Genomic DNA, 18,367 nt, shown 5'->3' on the forward strand with positions numbered 1-18,367 from the left:
CACCGAACTACAAACACCCAATCAGAGGCGCCCCCGAGCCCTCCGGGGGCACGGTGATCAGCAGCCTGACAGCACCTGGACCAGGGTTGCCTTCTCCGGTGGTGAGATCGTCAAGGCCCAGCGGGTCTTTATGCGAATCCATGCCTCCACGTAGGTGCAGCGAGCATCGAAGGCGTCGGGTAGCCACTGATCGGGCGGCGAATCACCCTTCGAACGGTTCGAGCGGGTGGTCACCGCCACCAACGACCCCGGATCAACGAGGTCGTTGGCGAAGGCTTCCCTCCGCGCCCGTGACCACCTCCAGGCTCCGCTACGCCACGCTTCGGACAGGGCCACCACGTGATCGATCTCCAGGTCGGTGGGATCGGTGGTGGTCACCCCGTCGTAGACCGAAACCCAGTCTCCGGCCAGCGGCTTGCACCGGTCGTCCACTTGGGCTTCGGTTCGCGACTCGGTGATCAACACGTACTCCCGTACGTTGCATCCGCTGTCTCGGTCGTAGCTCCAACCGTCACCGAACTCGTCTCGTCGATAGTCGGGGCGAGCCGGGTCCGGCGTGGCCACCGGCAATCGGTCGAGCAGGGCGGTGACCGGGGCGGTAGGCACGGGCGGAGACTCGGTCGTGACCCAGCCCCGGGGGATCGGCAGCGACGCCGCCGAGGTCGATGGTGGCGGTTCGACATCTCCCTGCGAGGTGGACACCGATGGTGCGGGGATCACCGGGCTAACCGCCGATCGGGTGGTGGCGTGTTCGGCCCCCGATGAACGGACGGATGATGAGTCGGCCGAACAGCCCGAGACCATCAGCGCCACGCCGACAGCCACAGCCCCCAACCGAACCGCGGTCCGAGGTTCGCGACCGATTGTTCGCCTCCCTCCGAGCATGTCCCCCAGAATGGCCCACACCGCGTCCCCAGCGGGCGCGCCCCCCTCCGGCGGAGTTCCTTCGCCGGTAGGGGCTCCGATGCCGGACGGCCGAAATTCAGCGCCAAACCAGATCGGTGGCGGACAGGGACGGTCGGTAGGCTCGTCGGCCGTGAGCACCGACGCCGAGACGCCGTATCCGAAGGTTCCGAGCCGGGCCGACTACCCCGCCATCGAACGTCGGATCCTGGAGCGGTGGGCCGCGGATGCCACCTTCGAGGCCTCGGTCGAGGCCCGACCCGAGTCGGACCGCTACGTGTTCAACGACGGACCGCCGTTCGCCAACGGCCTCCCCCACTACGGCCACCTGCTCACCGGTTACGTGAAGGACGTCGTCCCCCGGTTCCAGACCATGCGAGGACGGCGCGTCGAGCGGCGCTTCGGCTGGGATTGCCACGGCCTTCCCGCCGAGATGGCGGCCGAGAAGGAACTGGGCATCGCCGGCCACAAGGCGATCACCGAATACGGCATCGCCCAGTTCAACGACTACTGCCGCACCTCGGTGCTCCGCTACACCGCGGAGTGGGAGCGCTACGTGACCCGCCAGGCCCGCTGGGTCGACTTCGCCGACGACTACAAGACCATGGACCTCCCCTACATGGAGAGCGTCATGTGGGCGTTCAAGCAGTTGTGGGACAAGGGCCTGATCTACCAGGCGTACCGGGTTATGCCCTACTCGTGGGGGGCCGAGACCCCGCTGTCCAACTTCGAGATCCGACTCGACGACGCCACCCGCCCCCGCCAGGACCCGGCCATCACCGTGGCCTTCGACCTCGATCCCGTCCCAGGCGACCCAGCCCCCTCAAGATCCTGGCCTGGACGACCACCCCGTGGACACTGCCCTCAAACCTGGCTCTGGCTGTAGGCCCAGACTTGGACTACGCGGTGGTGGCCCACGATGGGGTCCACTACGTGATCGGGGCCGACGCGCTGGCCACCTATTCCAACGAATTCGGTAACGCCAACACTGTGGCCACCCTCAAGGGTTCGGACCTGGTCGGCCGCACCTACGCCCCGTTGTTCGGCTACTTCGCCGACAACGAAGCCAGCTTCCGGGTCCTGGCCGGTGACTTCATCGACACCGCAGAGGGCACCGGGGTGGTCCACCTGGCTCCCGGCTTCGGCGAGGACGACCAGCGGGTATGCGAGGCCGCCGGCATCACCCTGGTCGTACCCGTCGACGAGAAGGGCCAGTTCTCCGCCGAGGTAACCGAATGGGCGGGCGTGAACGTGTTCGACGCCAACCCCGACATCATCCGCCACCTCAAGGCGCAAGGCCGAGTCCTGCGCCACGAGACCTACGACCACAACTACCCGCACTGCTGGCGCACCGACACGCCCATCATCTACCGGGCCATGCAGTCCTGGTACGTGCGGGTCACCGACCTCACCGACCGGCTGTTGGAAACCAACCAGGAGATCAACTGGATCCCCGACCACGTCCGCGACGGAGCCTTCGGCAAATGGCTGGAGGGGGCCCGCGACTGGTCGATCAGCCGCAACCGATTCTGGGGGGCTCCCATCCCGGTGTGGGAGAGCGATGATCCCGACTACCCCCGCGTCGACGTCTACGGGAGCCTCGACGAGATCGAACGCGACTTCGGCGTGCGACCCACCGATCTCCACCGCCCGATGGTCGACGAACTCACCCGGCCCAACCCCGACGACCCGACCGGTCGCAGCACCATGCGTCGGGTGACCGAAGTGCTCGACTGCTGGTTCGAGTCCGGTTCCATGCCCTTCGCCCAGGTCCACTACCCCTTCGAGAACCAGGATTGGTTCGAGCAGCACTGCACCGCCGACTTCATCGTCGAGTACATCGCCCAGACCCGGGGCTGGTTCTACACCCAACACGTCCTGGCCGTGGCCCTGTTCGACCGGCCTGCGTTCCGCAACGTGATCTGCCATGGCGTCGTCCTCGACGCCGACGGTCGCAAGCTGTCCAAGAAGCTCCGCAACTACCCCGACCCCGAAGAGGTCATGGAGACCATCGGTTCCGACGCCCTGCGTTGGTACCTGATGTCCTCCCCCATCCTCCGAGGTGGGGACCTGCGGATCGCCACCGACGGCTCAGGCATCTCCGACGTGGTGAGGCTGGTCCTCAACCCGATCTGGAACGCCTTCCACTTCTTCACCCTGTACGCCAACGCCGACCGGTACCGGGCCCGTTTCCGCACCGATGCCCAGGGGGACCTGGACCGCTACATCCTGGCCAAGACCGGCGCCCTGGTCGACGAGGTCACCACTGCCCTCGACGTCTACGACCTGGCCGGAGCCTGCAACCAGATCGGGTCATACCTGGATGCCCTCAACAACTGGTACATCCGCCGCAGCCGGGAACGATTCTGGGCACCGGGAGCTGTCGACGCCGACGCCAGCGGGACCGCGGCCGACAAGGCCGACGCCTTCGACACCCTGTACACGGTCCTGGTGACCTTGTCGCAGGCTGTGGCACCGCTGCTACCGATGCTGGCCGAAGAGATCCACACCGGACTCACCGGCCACCGCTCCGTCCACCTCACCGACTGGCCCGATGCCGCCGCTCTTCCGGTCGAACCCGATCTGGTCCGGGCCATGGACGAGGTCCGAGCGGTTTGTTCGACGGCGCTGGGCCTGCGCGAGGACCACAAACTCCGCAACCGACTTCCGCTGTCGACCCTGGCCGTCGCCGGAGACCGGGCCGAACTGCTGGTGCCGTTCGCCCAACTCATCGCCGACGAGCTCAACGTCAAGGCGGTGACAACCCAAGGAGACCGGACCGCCTACGGGGCCGAGGTGGTCCGCCCCAACCCACGGGTCCTGGGACCCCGGCTGGGTCGAGATGTGCAAGCCGTGCTGGCCGCGGCCCGCTCCGGTGACTGGCATCGCAATGACACCGGCGAGGTGGTCGTGGGGGGCCACATCCTTCACGACGGTGAGTACGAGCTGGCCCTCGACACCGGAGAAGGCGACTCCGGCCGCGCCGACCTGGCCGCGGAAGCGGTCCGCTACGTGGATCCCGAAGGGCGGATGATCGACACCGGGCTGGTGGTGGCGTTGGACCTGACCGTCACGCCTGAACTCCACGCCGAGGGCGTGACCCGCGATCTGGTGAGGTTGGTCCAACAGGCCCGCCGAGACGGGGGCCTGGACGTGACCGACCGGATACACCTGAGAATCGAACTGCCCGAACCCCAGCAAGCCATGGTGAGGGCCCACGAGGACCACCTTGCCCAGAGCGTGCTGGCCACATCGATCACCTACGCCAACTCCGGAGAAGTGCCGGGGGAGGCCTCTGGTGAGGGTTCGGCCCCACTGGACGGAGCCACGGTGACTTGGAGCCTCAGGCGCGCATGACGCCCGGCGAGGGGGGCCGAACAGCAGGTTGGTCCGTCCGGTCCCGGTCCCGATCGGACTGGCTGCTCGTCGGACTGCTCGCCGTCACGTTGGCCCCGGCCGTGGTCGTGCTGGCCCGAGTGGCGGTGCTGGACTGGGAGCCCGCCGGTGATCAGGCCATCATCGTCTTGCGGATGCACGATGCCTTCACGGCTCATCCTCCGCTGCGAGGCCCATGGTCGCGATTCGGATGGGACCACCCCGGGCCGCTCATGTTCTGGCTGGGTGCGCCGGCCCTTCGCCTCGGTGGACCCTCCGCGGTCTTGGTCCATCTCACCTTGGTCAGCTCGGCTTCGATCGTGGCCACCGCCATCGCCGCCCGACGCCTGGCCGGAACGGGCTTTGCCGCCCTGGTCACCGTGGCCATGGCTGTCCTGATCCACAGCCACGGAGTGATCCGCCTGTCAGACCCCTGGAACCCGTGGGCCACCGTCCTGCCTCTGTTGTGCTTCTTGTTCACGGCGGCACTGGCCGCCGCCAAGGGATCTCGCTGGGCCCTGGTCGTGGCCCTGGTCACCGGGTCCTACGCCGCACAGAGCCACCTCGGCAACGCCCCCGTGGTGTTGGCCACGACCGGGGCCGGTGTCATCTGGTGGTGCTGGCGCCGATGGCTCAGGCCTGGGCGCCCGTCGCTGCGATCCCGGGCCGACACCTCCGTGCCCGAGCCGAGCCGTGCCAGAGCAAGCAGCACCACCTCCACCACGCCGGGGCTGGTGCCACGCCTCCTCCCCGGCGCTGCCCTCCTGGCCCTGGCCTTGGCCCTGTGGGCGGGGCCCATCGTCGACCAGATCACCAACGAGCCTGGCAACATCCGTGCCCTCGTCGACTTCGCCCGAGACAGCCCCGAGACCCCCCCTCCTCTCCAGGATTCCCTGGAGGTAGCGGCCCGGGAGCTCGGGTTCGTCCCGGCGTGGCTCGGTGTCCACGAAGGCGTGTGGCCGGTGGACCCGGCTCCGATCTGGACACTGCTGATCCTGCCGGTAGCCCTGGCCATCGGCACCGTGCCCGCCATCGGGCGCTACGCCGGTTCCCAACCCCAACGTGTGGAGCTGGCCGTTTACGCCGCCACCATTCACCTGGCCGCGGTGGTCACGGTGACTCGCACTACCGGCGGTCTCATCAACTACGTGCTCCGATGGTCCTGGCCGGTGGCCCTAATGGCCACGACCGTGGCTCTCCTGCCGATCGTCGACATCTTGCGACGGGCCACGCCGCCGATGCTGCGCACGGTCAGGGTGGGTGCCGCGGTGCTGGGCGCGACCGTGGCCGTCGTGGCCAGCTTCGCCTCGATCCGCGTCGCCCTGTCCGACCCGGTGATGCCCATGGCCGCCAACGATCCCGCCGTCCGGGAACTGTCACGCGCCATCCGCCATGAGTTGCCCACCGGCTCCTACGCCTTCCGGTACCGCGATGCCCGCCAGTTCAGCGCGGTCGGCACCGGGACGGGGGCCAGCCTGGCTCGTCACGGCTACCAGCTCGACTTCACCCCAGACCACGCCACCCGGTTCGGCGACTTCCGGTCCACCGGACGCAGCGACCTCCCGTACCTGTTCGTGATCGGCAAGTCCCTGCGCCACTCCTGGATCCCGCCGGACGGAGCCGAACTGCTGGTCCACTGGGACCACCTGTCGGCCACAGATCGGGCGCAGACCGACCGCATCGAGGTCCGGGTAAGACGGGATGCCGGACTCCCCGTTGATCAGATGGTCACGGTCGATTCGGTCGAGCTCAGAACCAGCCTGGTCGCGAACGGCGCCGACCCGGCCGATGTGGCCGAGCTCCATCGGCTCGAGTCGGACCGCGACTGGTACGAAGCCTGGCTCCTCCCGGCCGGGTCCCCACCCTGAGCCTGGATCCGCCGAAGGCAGAGCCTTCCGGCGGAGTTCGGTCGCCGTCCTGACGGCCGCCGCCTTCGCTGCTACCACCGGCAAAGCCGCTCTACGCAGGTCGGGGGCTCCGCCGCAAGGGGCTCTGTCCCCGAACCCCCCGGCCCGGGCCGTGGTAGTACGCGAAACGGCCGCCACCGGGTGGGGTGACGGCCGTTTCGGATATAGCGTCGGGGCGAGCCCGACGGGTACTACTTGAGCTCGACGGTGGCGCCGGCGCCCTCGAGGGCAGCCTTGGCCTTCTCGGCGTCGGCCTTGGAGGCCTTCTCGAGGATCGGCTTGGGGGCGTTGTCCACCAGCTCCTTGGCCTCCTTGAGACCGAGGTTGGTGAGGGCACGCACCTCCTTGATGACGCCGATCTTGCCGGAGCCGGCGTCGACCAGGACGACGTCGAACTCGTCCTTCTCTTCCTCGGCCTCGCCACCACCGCCACCGGCGGGGGCAGCAGCGGCAACAGCGACCGGAGCCGCAGCGGTGACGCCGAACTTCTCTTCGAAGTCCTTGAGGAGCTCGCTCAGCTCCAGCACGGACATTCCGGCGATAGCGTCGAGGATCTCTTCCTTGGTAGCCATGGGTCAGCTCTCCTGTTCGGTGGCGGCCGACTCCTCGGCCTGATCGGTTTCGGGGGTGTCTGCCGCGGCGGGTGCCTCGGCAGCGGGGGTCTCGTCGGCCGCTTCGGCCTCCGGGGCGGGGGCTTCGGCAGGAGCCTCGGCCGGGGTGGGGGCATCGGCAGGAGCGCCGGGAGCGCCACCCTGGTCGATGAGGGCCTTGAGGCCGTAGGCGAAGTTGCGGGGCAGCGCCGCGAGCAAGCCGGCGAACTGCGTCATCGGGGCGGCGATGGCGCCAGCCAAGCGGGCCAACAAGACCTCGCGAGGCTCGACGTCGGCGAGGGCCTTGACGGCAGCCTCGTCGAGAGCTTTGTCTCCCAGCAGGCCGCCCTTGATCACCAAGGCCGGGTTGGTCTTGGCGAAGTCACGCAGGGCCTTGGCCACCGCCACCGGGTCACCATCGACGAAGGCGATGGCGGTGGGCCCGGTGAGCAGGTCCTCGATCTCCAAGCCCAGGTCCCGGGCCGCAAAGCGAACCAGGGTGTTCTTGTAGATCTTGTACTCGCCGCCCGCCTCGCGTAGCGCGCGACGGAGCTCGGCCGTAGCCGACACGTTGAGGCCCCGGTACTCGGTCAGCACGGCAGCATCGGCGGCCTCGAGCTTGGCTCGGACCTCTTCCACCACCGCGACCTTTTCGGGTCTCGGGTTCTCCATGGGCACCTCCTCTCTATGTCTGTCTCTGTACGGATGTTCGGATGGGAAAAATGCGACTGGGTGCTCGCATCGCGCGAACACCCAGGAGACAGACGAAGAAGTTCGTCCACCTCGTCTGGCGGGCAAGCCCATTGGCACCGGGGTGCACCAGAGGTCTTCGGCGACGTGAGTTGTGCGGCGGAAACGCTAGCTCCCGCCGCACAACTTCCAGAAATCGGCGGCGCCGGACGGCACCGGGGAATCAGTCGTTGGTGGCCTCGGGACGGAGGCGGTTGGCATCGACCTTGACGCCGGGGCCCATGGTGGAGGCCACTGCGATCTTCTTCAGGTAGCGGCCCTTGGCCGAGGCCGGCTTGGCTCGCTGGAGCTCATCGAGGACGGCGCGGAAGTTCTCCTCGAGCGCCGACAGTTCGAAGCTCACCTTGCCCAGCGGAACGTGGACATTGCCGTAGCGGTCGGTCCGGTATTCGACCTTGCCGCCCTTGAACTCGGCCACGGCCTTGGCCACATCGGTGGTGACGGTGCCGGTCTTGGGGTTGGGCATGAGGCCACGGGGACCGAGCACCTTGCCCAGACGGCCGACGACCGGCATCTGGTCGGGAGTGGCGATGGCCAGATCGAAGGCCAACATGCCACCCTCCACCTCGGCGGCCAGGTCATCGGCGCCCACGAACTCTGCACCGGCCTCACGGGCGGCCGCAGCGGCGTCGCCAGTGGCGAAGACCGCAATGCGCACGTCCTTGCCGGTGCCGGCGGGCAGGGCCACGGTGCCACGCACCATCTGGTCAGCCTTTCGGGGATCCACCCCGAGGCGGACCACCAGCTCGACGGTCTCGTCGAACTTGGCCGGAGCCAGGCTCTTCACCAAGTCGAGGGCTTCGCCCACACCATGGAGGTTGTCTCGATCGAAACGCTTGGTGGCGTCCTGGTACTTCTTGCCTTTCGCCATGATGGCTCCCTCGTTCAGGAGGCCGCCGGGCGAGGTAGTCCCGGAATCGGCCTGGTTATCGGACTTGTCAGTTGACGGTGATGCCCATGGAACGGGCGGTGCCCTCGACCTGGCGCTTGGCTGCCTCGAGGTCGTTGGCGTTCAGGTCGGGAAGCTTGATCTTGGCGATCTCTTCGACTTGGGCGGCAGTCACCGAACCACCGACCTCACGGCCGGGGTTGGACGACGCCTTGTCTACCCCGGCTGCCTCGCGGATCAGTACCGGCGTGGGCGGGGTCTTGGTGATGAAGGTGAAGGTACGATCCTCGAAGATCGTGATCTCCACCGGGATGATGGTGCCCTTTTGGGCTTCGGTCTGGGCGTTGTAGGCCTTGCAGAAGTCCATGATCGCCACGCCGTGGGGGCCGAGCGCGGTACCGACGGGCGGTGCGGGAGTTGCACCACCGGCGGGGATCTGGATCTTGACGACGGCCGCGACCTTCTTCTTGGCCATGGTTCTTCTTGCTCCTACGTGTTTCTTGGGGACGGGCGAGCCTAGGTCCGGGACCTAGAGCTTCGCCACCTGGGAGAACTCCAATTCGACCGGGGTCTCCCGGCCGAAGATGTTGACCAGCACCTTTACCTTGAGCTGGTCCTCGTTGATCTCGACGATCTCGCCGCTGAAATCGGCGAACGGACCTTCCTTGACTCGGACGGTCTCGCCCATCTCGAACTCGAGTCGGGGCCGGCCCTTGCGGGTGGCAGCTTGCTCGTCACCTTCGGGCTTGACGGTGAGGAACGTCTCGACCTCTTTGCGGCGCAGGGGCGAAGGCTTGGTGCCTTGGCCCACGAAGCCGGTGACGCCGGGGGTGTTGCGGATCACATACCAGGAGTCGTCGTCGAGGTGGCAGCGCACCAGGAGGTAGCCCGGGAACATCTTCTTTTGGGCGACGACCTTCTTGCCACCCTTGAACTCGACCACCTCCTCCATGGGGATGACCACCTCGTGGATGCGACCCTCCATGTTCATGGACTGGGTTCGGGCCTCGAGGTTCTGCTTGACCTTCTTCTCGTAGCCCGACTGGGTGTGGACCACGAACCACCGGCCGGGACGATCGGCGGGGCTGTCCACGACGGGGGCCTCTTCGATCAGTGTCTCGACATCCACGACCTCGACATCGCCGTCTGGGTCAGAGCTGTCTTCGGCACGGGTGACCTCGAGCAGTTCACCGGTCTCAGGGTCGAACGCCGGGGCGGTGTCGATGCCGTCGGGCTCAGCCGCTACCGCATCGCTCGCTTCGGGATCGATCTCGACGTCAGAGACTTCGGTCTGGTCGGGGTTGTCGTAGGAGGTCATGGGTGCGACACCAGGGGGGTGGGGGAAGCGGCTAGTTCTGCGACGATCACTGATCGACGATCCACAGGACCGCCTTGGAGAAGCCGTAGTCCAGGCCGGCGATGAGTGCGGTGAGCATCACGAGGAAGACGAACACGACCAACGAGAGGCTGAGGGTTTCGGCCCGGGTGGGCCACGCCACCTTGCGGAGCTCACCCTTCACCTCTCGCACGAACTGCTTCGGCTTGGTTCGAGGCTCCCGTGGCGCGTTGGGAGATGGCGCGGGCCGACGCGACGCCTTGGGCGCGCCGTCTTCGGTGAGCTGCCCCTGGCGTTGCAGCATCCGCTTGGTCTCTCGGTTCATCGCCACGGAAATTGGCCTCGGCGCGGGTTGACGTCGTGTTATTGCAGGGCAGGAGGGAATCGAACCCCCAACCGCCGGTTTTGGAGACCGGTGCTCTGCCAGTTGAGCTACTGCCCTCGGGGTTATTGCTCGGCGGACCACTCTAGCGTCGCGCTGGCAGGAAGCTCCAAGCGACAAGCTGGCCAAGGACGGCTGAGAGGCTGCACAGAGGCGCGGCTGGGTGGCGTGCACGGGCCTGAACCTGGTGCGAGACTCATGCGGTGACGGTCGGGCCGACAGAAGTAACCCCACCGGGACCATCGAGGTCGGATGTGACGATGGCTGCCGTTCACCTGCACGTACCCGAGGTATCTCCCCGCGGGGAATCTACGGTCGAAGACCTGGTGGACGCCGCCCGTGACGGCGACCACAGCGCCTTCGAGGAACTGGTTCGCCGCACCCACGCCGACACGTTCGCGCTGGCTCGACGGCTGGTCTCCGATCCTGATGACGCGCTCGACGTGACCCAGGAGGCCTACCTCCGGGCGTTCCGGTCGATGCGCAAGTTCCGTGGTGACGCCCAGTTCTCGACCTGGTTGTACCGGATCACCGCCAACTGCGCTTCCACCCACCTGGGGCGCCGGAGGCGTCACCGCCACGACGAGCTGGAAGACGAGCTCGCCGTCATCGACGACGCTCCCGAGCACGACCCCGCGGCCATGGCCGACGTCGCACTCCTGAAGGAGCGTCTCGAGGCCGCCATCGCCGCGCTGCCACCCCGGCTACGGGCCGTCGTCGTCCTGCGCGATGTGTACGACCTGAACCACGCCGAGATCGCCGAAGAGCTCGGCATCTCGGAGTCTGCGGCCAAGGTTCGCTTGCACCGGGCCCGCCGAAGGCTACGCAGCCAGGTGTTTCCGATGCGGGGCGAGGAGAGCATCGATGAGGGAGAGGAGCACGCCCATGCGGTGTGAAGAGGTCAGCGATGTACTCCCAGGCCTGATTGACGGATCGGCCGATCTGACGCAGGCCGAACACCACCATGTCGCCGAGTGCTTGCGGTGCCAGGCCGAGCTCGTTCAGTACCGCAAGCTGGTCCGAGGGCTCCGTCTGCTCCGCTCCGACCTGGGCGCCCTACCCGACGGGTTGAGCGACAACATCCTCGTCTACCTAGCCGAAGCGTCCGAGCGGAGCGCGGTGCGAGCCATTCTCACTGGGCGCCGCGCCGCGTACCTCGGAGGCATCGCGGCCACGGCTGCTGGCGCAGGGGCCGCCTTCGTGCTGGCCCGTCGAGGCCGTCTCCCCCTGGCCGGCTGAGCCCGGCTTCGAGTAGACGGTAACCGCCGTCGCGGTGAAGCGTGGGCCGCACCGCTAGAAGACCCGGTGGGAGATATCTCGGCCTCCCCCAGCCAGGGAAAACGGAGAAAGGGGGCCCCGCCGGAGCGGGACCCCCTTTTCGGAAGCCGTTGCGTCAGCTACTCACGAGGAGCAGCCTGGCTCTCAGCCCTATCAGAGGGGCTGGGTGCCGGGGGCCTCGTGGGGGTGGTGGTGCGAGGGGATGGTGATGTTCGCACGCTTGGTGTACTCACCCGAGGGGTTGTCGACCAGCCACACGTAGAGGTAGCTGTTGGGAGCCGAGAGGCCCCAGGTGTCGAAGAACCACCACATCCACCAATCAGACTCGGTGGGGTTGGTCTGGAAGTAGGTCCAGTTCCAGTCGGCGGCGACGTACTCGGCCTCGCTGGGCATGCGGCCCAGGAGGTGCAGGTAGGCGATGCCGGTGCCGACCTTGGACGACATGCGGTTCTTGAACTCTTGCGACTCCGAGAAGCCGATCAGCATCTCGGCCGGGCTGTAACGCTCGGTCTGGAGCTGACGGGTCCAGAAGGCGGCGCCAGTCTCGTCGGGCTCACGATCGAGCACGTTGCGGTAGATCAGCGCCACGAACTCGGCCGCGTCGGTCGAATCCTCGTCACCCTTGAGGTCGAAGCCACCGTAGGTGTCCTCGAACTCCTGGGACTGAACGAAGAACTCCGGAGACGTCGAGCAACGACCAACCACTGCGGAGGGCGTTGGTCCAGAAGCACAGACCACCGGCATCCGGGATGCGGCTGAAGTAGGCGGTGTAGAGGCGGTAAGCCGGACCATCGGTCTGCTCAGCGTCCTCGGCCAGGGTGCGCACGAAGTCGACACGACGAGCGAAGTACACGTCGTTGGTGGCCTGCTGGTTGACGAGGGTGTTGACCTTGGGGCCGAACTCGGCAAGCAGGTGCGGGGCCCAACGGGCGTAGTTGTTGGCGTCCACCTTGGCGGCGGCAACCTCGCCGGCCTCCAGGATGTTGTTGTTGGCGGTACCGCCACCGGCGCCGTTGTCGGCGGGCATGAAGCCACCGCCCGAGGGGATGGTGGTGAGGTACGAGTAGCGCTTGTCGTACAGCGTCTTGTAGGCGATGGACGACTCGTAGCCAGTCGAGGTGATGAAGGCGGGCGGGTCGAAGGTGGCGCCGTTGGTGAGACGGGTCCACTCAGCGCGGCTGCGCATGACCCAAGCATCGTTGTAGCGATCCCAGTCGAGGTCGCTCCAGAAGTTGTTGGTGAGCTTGTTGTACCAGTAGGTGTACTCGTCGTCGCGGGGGAAATGACCGGCGACGGCTTCCGGGTCAGACGAGCACCCGGTCCAGAAGCGGTACTCCTGGTCGATCATGTCGGACCAGTTCTTGTACGGACGGTACGGAAGGGTGTTCAGCACCGGGGCGGCCGGCGGGGTGACCACCGGAGCGGTGACGGTGACGGTGCCGGACTCGGGGGCGCGGACCGGGCCACCGAAGCCGGGGTAGGCGTTGTGGCTGTAGATCTCGGCGTAGTACTTGCCGGCGGCCACGTTCTCGATGGTGAGGGTGGTGGTGGGGGCGAGCACGACGTACACGTCACCAACCTGCACACCGGCCTCGTTGTAGAGGGCGATCACGTAGGAGGTGGCGGGCTCACCGGTGTTGGGGGCATCCCAGTCGAGAACGATCTGGTTGGTGCCACCAGCAGCGGTGGCGTTGCGCACCGCATCGGGGTGGACGGCGGCGGCGTTGGCCGGGCTGGCCAGGGCAAACACGCCGGTCAGTGAGGCAGCGGCGGTGGCCGCAGCCAGACCGACACGCATCTTGGTCTGAGTCATGGTTCTGTCTTTATCCTTGGCTAGGGGTTGATTGCGTGTGCCCCGGCAACCGGGAGCGTGACGCTGGACTGCCGTTGGCTTCCACGAGAGTAGACGCCGTGCCCACCCGATTGGTTGACACTGGCAGCGGGAAAATGTCGGACGGTCAGCGCGGTCGCCTCCCTCCCGAACGGTTGCCTGCGCCCCGAAGGGCCACCCCCCAGAGGGGGAGCGGGGGTCAGGGTAGGACACCGGGGCTCATCGGACAAACCTTTCGACCTCCGACACCGGCACACAGAGGGCCGCGAGCGGGCCGACCGGCGGTGTCGACGATCGGCCCGCCACCGGATGGCGCGTGTCAGCGACGACAGGGATAGACCGTGCCAGCGACCCTCATCGCCAGAGGCGGCACCACCGCAGTGTCCCCGTCGACCAGGACTTCGGCCGTCAGCGCCGAGCGATTGAGCACGTAGACGGCGTCGTCGATGGCCAAGGCGCTGACATGATCTGGGACCGAGGAGGCCGCGTCACTCCACCGGCCACCGACCGGGGCGCAAGCTGACCAAGCCGTGATCGAGGATCCCAGCGCGGTGGCTGTGGGTGGCCCGAGGGCCGGGTCCGTCCAGAGGCATCCGGCGCAACTAGTGCCTTCGGCCTGTGGTGACCACAACATGGCCACCGATGCGCCGGCCTCACCCATCCGGGTCAACGCCCAGGTGGTGGCGGCATGTTGCAGCGCCTCGTTCCACGACGGATCGCTGACGTGGACCTCAGACCACCAGATGGGCAGGTCGGTCCGGGCCGCCAGCCACCGGGTCAGCTCGGCGTACACCTCAGTGGCGGTGAACGGATCGGTGATGAGGCCCCGGTCCCGGGTGGTGATCCAACCGTCGAGGGATACGAAGTCGGCCCCGTCGTTGTGCTCGAGCCAATAGGTGAGGACATCGAGCGGCCGCTGGTCGACCACTCCCCATGGACCTCGCACCCCGCTGGGGTGAGACATCGACTGGGCATCGGACCAGATGTCGATGGGCGCGTAGGGTCCCCCGACCTGCGCGTCGGGCCTTACCTCTTTCACCGCGTGGTAGACCGCGTTGTACATGTCGGTGTAGCTGGCCGCGTCCCACGCGTTGGTGGCCGGGTCGTGGAAGCCCTTCATCTCGTTCCAGACCTGGAACCGTCTCACCTGCGGGTATCTGGCGGCGGCAGCCGCGGCCAGAGCGGCGAACTCGTCGTAGCGGTCCGGCAAGGGAGCGACGGTGAGCAGGCTCCAGTCCGTCGTACCCTCCGGTTGACCCTTCATCCAGTCCGGGGCGCAGCACAAGGTGAGCACCGGCTCGGCCCCGACGCTGGTGATGAGGGCGATCCGCTCGTCGAGCGTGGACCAGTCGAACTGCCCTGGCGAAGGTTGAGGGTTGGCGGTTCCCCAGCCCATGAGAAACACGTTCTGAATCGGGATGTCTTCGAGGATCCCCAGCTCGACGGTACGAGGTTCGGCAGATGTCACCGCTCCGATCGTGGAATCGGTGTGGCTGATCCCCACCACCAGCCGGTTCGGCCGCGACCCCTGATCAGGTGCGGCCACGTCGACGGTCACCTTTAGAACCGGGTCACAGCCCGACACCACCACCACACAGGCCAGCACCGAGATGGCGATGCGCCACGACGACGTTCCACCGAGCCCGTCAGCGGCCCCGCCAGCAGACCTGAAAGGCCAATGCCGACGCCACCATCTGTGGGTATTCGAGCTCGGCATGTTAGGTTCATCGGGACACAACGGCTGACATCAAGTCCTCACAGGTAACTTCTCGCGCCGACGTGCCCGCCCATGACCATCACCTCTGAAACCCACGTCGAGCGCCGGAGGTCAGATCTGGCTCCCCAACTCGGCGAAACCCGGGAGTCGACGCTGGGCGGACTGACCGTCAGCGTCATCATGCCCATCCTCAACGAGGAAGCCGGGCTGGAGGCGACGCTGCCCCACCTACCTCGGTACATCACCGAGGTGATCGTGGTAGACGGCGGCTCCACCGACCGCAGCATCGACGTGTTGGCCCGGATCCGCCCCGACGCGCTGCTGCTCCGCCAGGACGGGCGCGGCAAGGGCGACGCCCTCAAGACCGGGATCAGGGCAGCCACCGGGGACATCATCGTCACAATGGATGCCGACGGCTCCATGGACCCGAGGGACATCGATGCGGCCATGGAACGCTTGTTGCAGGGTGATCACTTCGTGAAGGGTTCCCGGTGCCTGCCGGGCGGCGGGAGCGACGATTTCACACCCATCCGCAAGGCCGGCAACGCGTTCCTCACCGGGGTCACCAACGCCGCGGTCGGGCGGAAGTTCACCGACATCACCTACGGGTTCAACGCCTACTGGCGCAGCGTCGAAGACCTAGTCCACGACCTAGCCGACGGTTTCGAGTTCGAGATCCAACTCGCGGTCAGGGCAGCTCAGGCCGGGCTGCGCACGTCAGAGGTCGCCTGCCACGAGGCCACCAGGGTCGGCGGCGCATCCAAGCTCCACGCCGTGCGTGACGGGTGGCGGATCCTGCGGTCGATCCTGTCCGAAGCCCGCTCGGGCGAACACCACCGCTGGCACCTCCCCGAGCCGCAGTCCGCGCCCGGCGGTGGAGAGTTCGCTCCCAGCGCCCTCGCGGATAGGTGACCCACCGTCGCCACGGCGCGGCGCAAGGTCCGGCTTCGCACCTAACTGCCCGCAAAGGAAGCGACCCGACGGCAAGCCCGACGGCCAGCGTCATCATCTGCGCCTACACCGAGCGCCGGTGGGACGACCTCGTGGAGTCGGTGCGCGTCATGGGAGACAGCGGAGACGACGCCCCCTTCGAGATCATCGTGGTCATCGACCACAACCCGGGCCTGGCCGCTCGCGTCCGTGACGAGGTGAGCGGCGTCCACGTGGTGGAGAACCAGGGCAGCCGGGGTTTGTCCGGTGCGCGCAACACGGGTATAGCCGAGGCCCGCGGCGACGTGGTGGTCTTCCTCGACGACGATGCCGTGCCTGCCCCTGGCTGGCTCCCCCACCTACTTGCCCCCTACTCGGACGAGGCGGTGATGGGTGTGGGTGGGGCCGCCGATGCCGTCTGGCCCGACCTCCGTCCAGCGTGGTTCCCCGCCGAGTTCGAGTGGGTGGTCGGTTGCAGCTGGACCGGTCTCCCGGTGGAGCTCGCCCCGATCCGGAACCTGATCGGGTGCAACATGTCGTTCCGCCGTGAGGTGTTCGACCTGGTCGGCGGCTTCCGCGAGGGGATCGGCCGGGTCGGGACCACGCCTTTGGGTTGCGAGGAGACCGAGCTGTGCATCCGTCTCCGCCAGTCCAGACCATCGACCGTTCTGCTCTACGAGCCCCGAGCCCGGGTCAACCACACGGTCTCCCCCGACCGGATCCGTTGGCGCTACTTCCGATCGCGGTGCCATGCCGAAGGCCTGTCCAAGGCGCTCGTGACCACCGAGGTCGGCAGTCGAGACGGGCTTGCCGCTGAACGGGCCCACACCCTCAAGGTCCTACCCAGGGGAGTTTGGTACGGGCTCAAGGCGACGGCTCGAGGCGACCGGTCCGGTCTGACCCGGGCCGGAGCCATCATCGGTGGACTGGCCTGGACTTCGGCCGGCTACGCCTCGGGCCGGATCACCGCCCGCCGAAACCAGCGTCGAACCGGCGTTGGTTCCGGCTCGCCATCGGGGGCCGAGTCGACGCCCGCTCCCAACCGCGACCACCGGTCACCTCTAGACCGATGACCAACCTGTGAACACCTCGCCTAGCGCATCCGTGGCGCCGAGACCGCCGGCGTCGGGGCAGGGATCGGGATCGGGTCGGGTTCGTCACCACCTGAGCATTCCCCTTTTCAGGAATGCCTACGCGCTGGTAGCGGCCAGCGCTCTCACCTCGGTCCTGGGCCTCATCTACTGGGGTGTCGCAGCTCGTCGCTACCCCGAGATCGAGGTCGGCCGAGGCGGGGCCGCCGTGGCCGCTCTACTGCTGATCGGCGGTGCCAGCCAACTGAACCTCACCCACATCCTCCCCCGCTTCCTCCCTGCTCACGGCGAGCAGAGCCGACGTCTCGTCGTACTGTCGTACGGCGCCGCAACGGCCGCGGCGGTTGTCATCGGCGGGATCTTCGTGACGTTGGGCGGAGTCGATTCGTCGCTGGGGGGCACCGGGTCTCCCTGGCCCGCCAGAGCCGCGTTCGTTGCAGCAGTGGTGGCGTGGAACATGTTCACCCTTCAAGATGCGGTGCTTGCCGGCATCCGTCAGTCCGTGTGGGTACCAGTAGAGAACGGGCTGTTCGCGGCAACCAAGGTGGCGCTGGTGTGGCTGTTGGCTGGCCACATGCCCAGATCCGGGATCTTCACGTCGTGGAGTGTTCCGGCCGCGATGATCGCCGTCCCGGTGAGCATCGTGTTGATGACCCGGTTGCTCCCGGCCCATCAGCGTTCCACCGCCCACCGTGAGGCGCCTCCGTCTGGCGACCTGCTCCGGTACTCCGCTGCCGACTACCTGGGAGGACTTTTCCAGTTGGCGTCGGTGAACCTGATGCCGTTGTTGGTGGCGGCGATCGTCGGGCTTCGAGCCAACGCCGCCTTCGCCACAGCATGGATCGCAGCCAGCGCCTTCGACCTGGCCCTGGCCAGCGTGGGGGTGTCGTTCACGGTGGAGGGGGCCAACGACGAGGATCGGATCCACGCATTGCTGGGGAGCACCGTTCGCCTCAGCGGGGCCATCACCGCCGGTGGGGTGGCAGCGATCATGGTTCTGGCCCCAACGGCCATGTCGATCCTGGGCGAGGGGTACGAGGCTGGAGCCGATGTGTTGAGGCTGCTGGCGTTGGCGATGCCGTTCAGGGCCGCGCTGACAGTATTCCTCAGCGTTGCCCGACTTCGACGTCGGCTGGTGGCGATGATCGCTACCCAGGCTGCCAGTTGCACCATCGCGGTGGCGTTGGCCGCATACCTACTGCCTCGTCAGGGGATCACCGGGGCCGCTCTCGGCTACGCCGTCGCCCAAGCGGTAGTGGCGGTGGCCGTGATCCCGACGATCACCCGCGAAATACAGGGCGCCGGACACCACGGACGCCCAAAGCACCCCGGTCCGGCGGTGATGGCTTGACTCCCCTCTCCACCTCTGCATCTTCGTCCAGTGACGC

Annotated in this window: 16 protein-coding genes, 1 tRNA gene and 1 pseudogene; 7 read left to right on the forward strand and 11 right to left on the reverse strand. The window is 67.3% G+C overall.

Annotated features, from left to right (window positions below; all coding sequences use genetic code 11):
* Positions 1-57: 57 nt before the first annotated feature.
* A complete protein-coding gene (locus tag IPG97_10575; GenBank protein MBK6856967.1) occupies positions 58-825 on the reverse strand; it encodes a DUF1524 domain-containing protein in 768 nt (255 codons plus the stop codon).
* A gap of 139 nt (positions 826-964) precedes the next feature.
* Here IPG97_10575 and IPG97_10580 point away from each other — a divergent pair.
* A pseudogene (locus IPG97_10580) lies at positions 965-4,260 on the forward strand (isoleucine--tRNA ligase).
* Entirely contained in the window at positions 4,257-6,146 is a 1,890-nt protein-coding gene (locus tag IPG97_10585; GenBank protein ID MBK6856968.1) for a hypothetical protein, read from the forward strand. The pseudogene IPG97_10580 and the gene IPG97_10585 overlap by 4 nt, the downstream one beginning before the upstream one ends.
* Positions 6,147-6,376: 230 nt before the next feature.
* Here the strand turns inward: IPG97_10585 and rplL are convergent, their stop codons facing one another.
* From rplL to IPG97_10620, 7 genes are all read right to left on the reverse strand, one after another.
* On the reverse strand, positions 6,377-6,757 hold the full coding sequence (gene rplL, locus IPG97_10590) for a 50S ribosomal protein L7/L12 (GenBank protein MBK6856969.1): 381 nt from the start codon (positions 6,755-6,757) through the stop codon (positions 6,377-6,379).
* A gap of 3 nt (positions 6,758-6,760) precedes the next feature.
* Positions 6,761-7,447, reverse strand: a complete 687-nt coding sequence (gene rplJ / locus IPG97_10595) for a 50S ribosomal protein L10 (GenBank protein MBK6856970.1) — start codon at positions 7,445-7,447, stop codon at positions 6,761-6,763.
* Between the two features lie 241 nt (positions 7,448-7,688).
* Positions 7,689-8,396 carry a 50S ribosomal protein L1 gene (gene rplA / locus IPG97_10600; protein ID MBK6856971.1) on the reverse strand — a complete coding sequence of 236 codons (708 nt, stop codon included), beginning with the start codon at positions 8,394-8,396 and terminating at the stop codon, positions 7,689-7,691.
* Between the two features lie 67 nt (positions 8,397-8,463).
* A complete protein-coding gene (gene rplK / locus IPG97_10605) occupies positions 8,464-8,889 on the reverse strand; it encodes a 50S ribosomal protein L11 (protein MBK6856972.1) in 426 nt (141 codons plus the stop codon).
* Between the two features lie 54 nt (positions 8,890-8,943).
* On the reverse strand, positions 8,944-9,732 hold the full coding sequence (gene nusG, locus IPG97_10610) for a transcription termination/antitermination protein NusG (protein MBK6856973.1): 789 nt from the start codon (positions 9,730-9,732) through the stop codon (positions 8,944-8,946).
* 46 nt (positions 9,733-9,778) lie between these two features.
* Positions 9,779-10,075: a preprotein translocase subunit SecE gene (secE, locus tag IPG97_10615; protein MBK6856974.1), complete on the reverse strand. Its 297-nt coding sequence runs from the start codon at positions 10,073-10,075 to the stop codon at positions 9,779-9,781.
* Between the two features lie 44 nt (positions 10,076-10,119).
* Positions 10,120-10,192: transfer RNA gene (locus IPG97_10620), tRNA-Trp, on the reverse strand.
* Positions 10,193-10,392: 200 nt separating this feature from the next.
* Here IPG97_10620 and IPG97_10625 point away from each other — a divergent pair.
* The gene (locus tag IPG97_10625) at positions 10,393-11,028 is read left to right on the forward strand and encodes a sigma-70 family RNA polymerase sigma factor (GenBank protein MBK6856975.1); all 636 of its coding nucleotides are present in this window, start codon (positions 10,393-10,395) and stop codon (positions 11,026-11,028) included.
* A complete protein-coding gene (locus IPG97_10630) occupies positions 11,018-11,371 on the forward strand; it encodes a hypothetical protein (protein ID MBK6856976.1) in 354 nt (117 codons plus the stop codon). The genes IPG97_10625 and IPG97_10630 overlap by 11 nt, the downstream gene beginning before the upstream one ends.
* Positions 11,372-11,563: 192 nt before the next feature.
* Here the strand turns inward: IPG97_10630 and IPG97_10635 are convergent, their stop codons facing one another.
* From IPG97_10635 to IPG97_10645, 3 genes are all read right to left on the reverse strand, one after another.
* Entirely contained in the window at positions 11,564-12,115 is a 552-nt protein-coding gene (locus IPG97_10635; protein MBK6856977.1) for a DUF4214 domain-containing protein, read from the reverse strand.
* Positions 12,027-13,223, reverse strand: a complete 1,197-nt coding sequence (locus tag IPG97_10640; GenBank protein ID MBK6856978.1) for a hypothetical protein — start codon at positions 13,221-13,223, stop codon at positions 12,027-12,029. The genes IPG97_10635 and IPG97_10640 overlap by 89 nt, the downstream gene beginning before the upstream one ends.
* 337 nt (positions 13,224-13,560) lie before the next feature.
* Entirely contained in the window at positions 13,561-14,958 is a 1,398-nt protein-coding gene (locus tag IPG97_10645; protein MBK6856979.1) for a hypothetical protein, read from the reverse strand.
* A gap of 180 nt (positions 14,959-15,138) precedes the next feature.
* Here IPG97_10645 and IPG97_10650 point away from each other — a divergent pair, with 180 nt between their 5' ends.
* From IPG97_10650 to IPG97_10660, 3 genes are read left to right on the forward strand one after another with little or no spacing between them, the layout of a single operon-like run.
* Positions 15,139-15,870 (forward strand): glycosyltransferase family 2 protein, encoded by a 732-nt coding sequence (locus tag IPG97_10650; protein MBK6856980.1) that lies wholly within the window; start codon positions 15,139-15,141, stop codon positions 15,868-15,870.
* Positions 15,867-16,961: a glycosyltransferase gene (locus tag IPG97_10655; GenBank protein ID MBK6856981.1), complete on the forward strand. Its 1,095-nt coding sequence runs from the start codon at positions 15,867-15,869 to the stop codon at positions 16,959-16,961. The genes IPG97_10650 and IPG97_10655 overlap by 4 nt, the downstream gene beginning before the upstream one ends.
* A 31-nt stretch (positions 16,962-16,992) precedes the next feature.
* Positions 16,993-18,330, forward strand: coding sequence for a hypothetical protein (locus IPG97_10660; protein ID MBK6856982.1), 1,338 nt, complete (start codon positions 16,993-16,995; stop codon positions 18,328-18,330).
* The last annotated feature ends 37 nt before the right edge of the window (positions 18,331-18,367 follow it).

The sequence above is a fragment of the Microthrixaceae bacterium genome (assembly GCA_016702505.1).
GTDB lineage: Bacteria > Actinomycetota > Acidimicrobiia > Acidimicrobiales > Iamiaceae > Aquihabitans.

What these genes read in the sequence shown, in the direction of transcription:
- IPG97_10645 (MBK6856979.1), bottom strand. Translation starts at nt 14,958, where the DNA reads ATGCCGAGCTCGAATACCCACAGATGGTGGCGTCGGCATTGGCCTTTC.
- IPG97_10625 (MBK6856975.1), top strand. Translation starts at nt 10,393, where the DNA reads ATGGCTGCCGTTCACCTGCACGTACCCGAGGTATCTCCCCGCGGGGAA.
- rplL (MBK6856969.1), bottom strand. Translation starts at nt 6,757, where the DNA reads ATGGCTACCAAGGAAGAGATCCTCGACGCTATCGCCGGAATGTCCGTG.
- rplJ (MBK6856970.1), bottom strand. Translation starts at nt 7,447, where the DNA reads ATGGAGAACCCGAGACCCGAAAAGGTCGCGGTGGTGGAAGAGGTCCGA.
- rplK (MBK6856972.1), bottom strand. Translation starts at nt 8,889, where the DNA reads ATGGCCAAGAAGAAGGTCGCGGCCGTCGTCAAGATCCAGATCCCCGCC.
- IPG97_10640 (MBK6856978.1), bottom strand. Translation starts at nt 13,223, where the DNA reads ATGACTCAGACCAAGATGCGTGTCGGTCTGGCTGCGGCCACCGCCGCT.
- secE (MBK6856974.1), bottom strand. Translation starts at nt 10,075, where the DNA reads ATGAACCGAGAGACCAAGCGGATGCTGCAACGCCAGGGGCAGCTCACC.
- nusG (MBK6856973.1), bottom strand. Translation starts at nt 9,732, where the DNA reads ATGACCTCCTACGACAACCCCGACCAGACCGAAGTCTCTGACGTCGAG.
- IPG97_10630 (MBK6856976.1), top strand. Translation starts at nt 11,018, where the DNA reads ATGCGGTGTGAAGAGGTCAGCGATGTACTCCCAGGCCTGATTGACGGA.
- rplA (MBK6856971.1), bottom strand. Translation starts at nt 8,396, where the DNA reads ATGGCGAAAGGCAAGAAGTACCAGGACGCCACCAAGCGTTTCGATCGA.
- IPG97_10650 (MBK6856980.1), top strand. Translation starts at nt 15,139, where the DNA reads ATGCCCATCCTCAACGAGGAAGCCGGGCTGGAGGCGACGCTGCCCCAC.
- IPG97_10585 (MBK6856968.1), top strand. Translation starts at nt 4,257, where the DNA reads ATGACGCCCGGCGAGGGGGGCCGAACAGCAGGTTGGTCCGTCCGGTCC.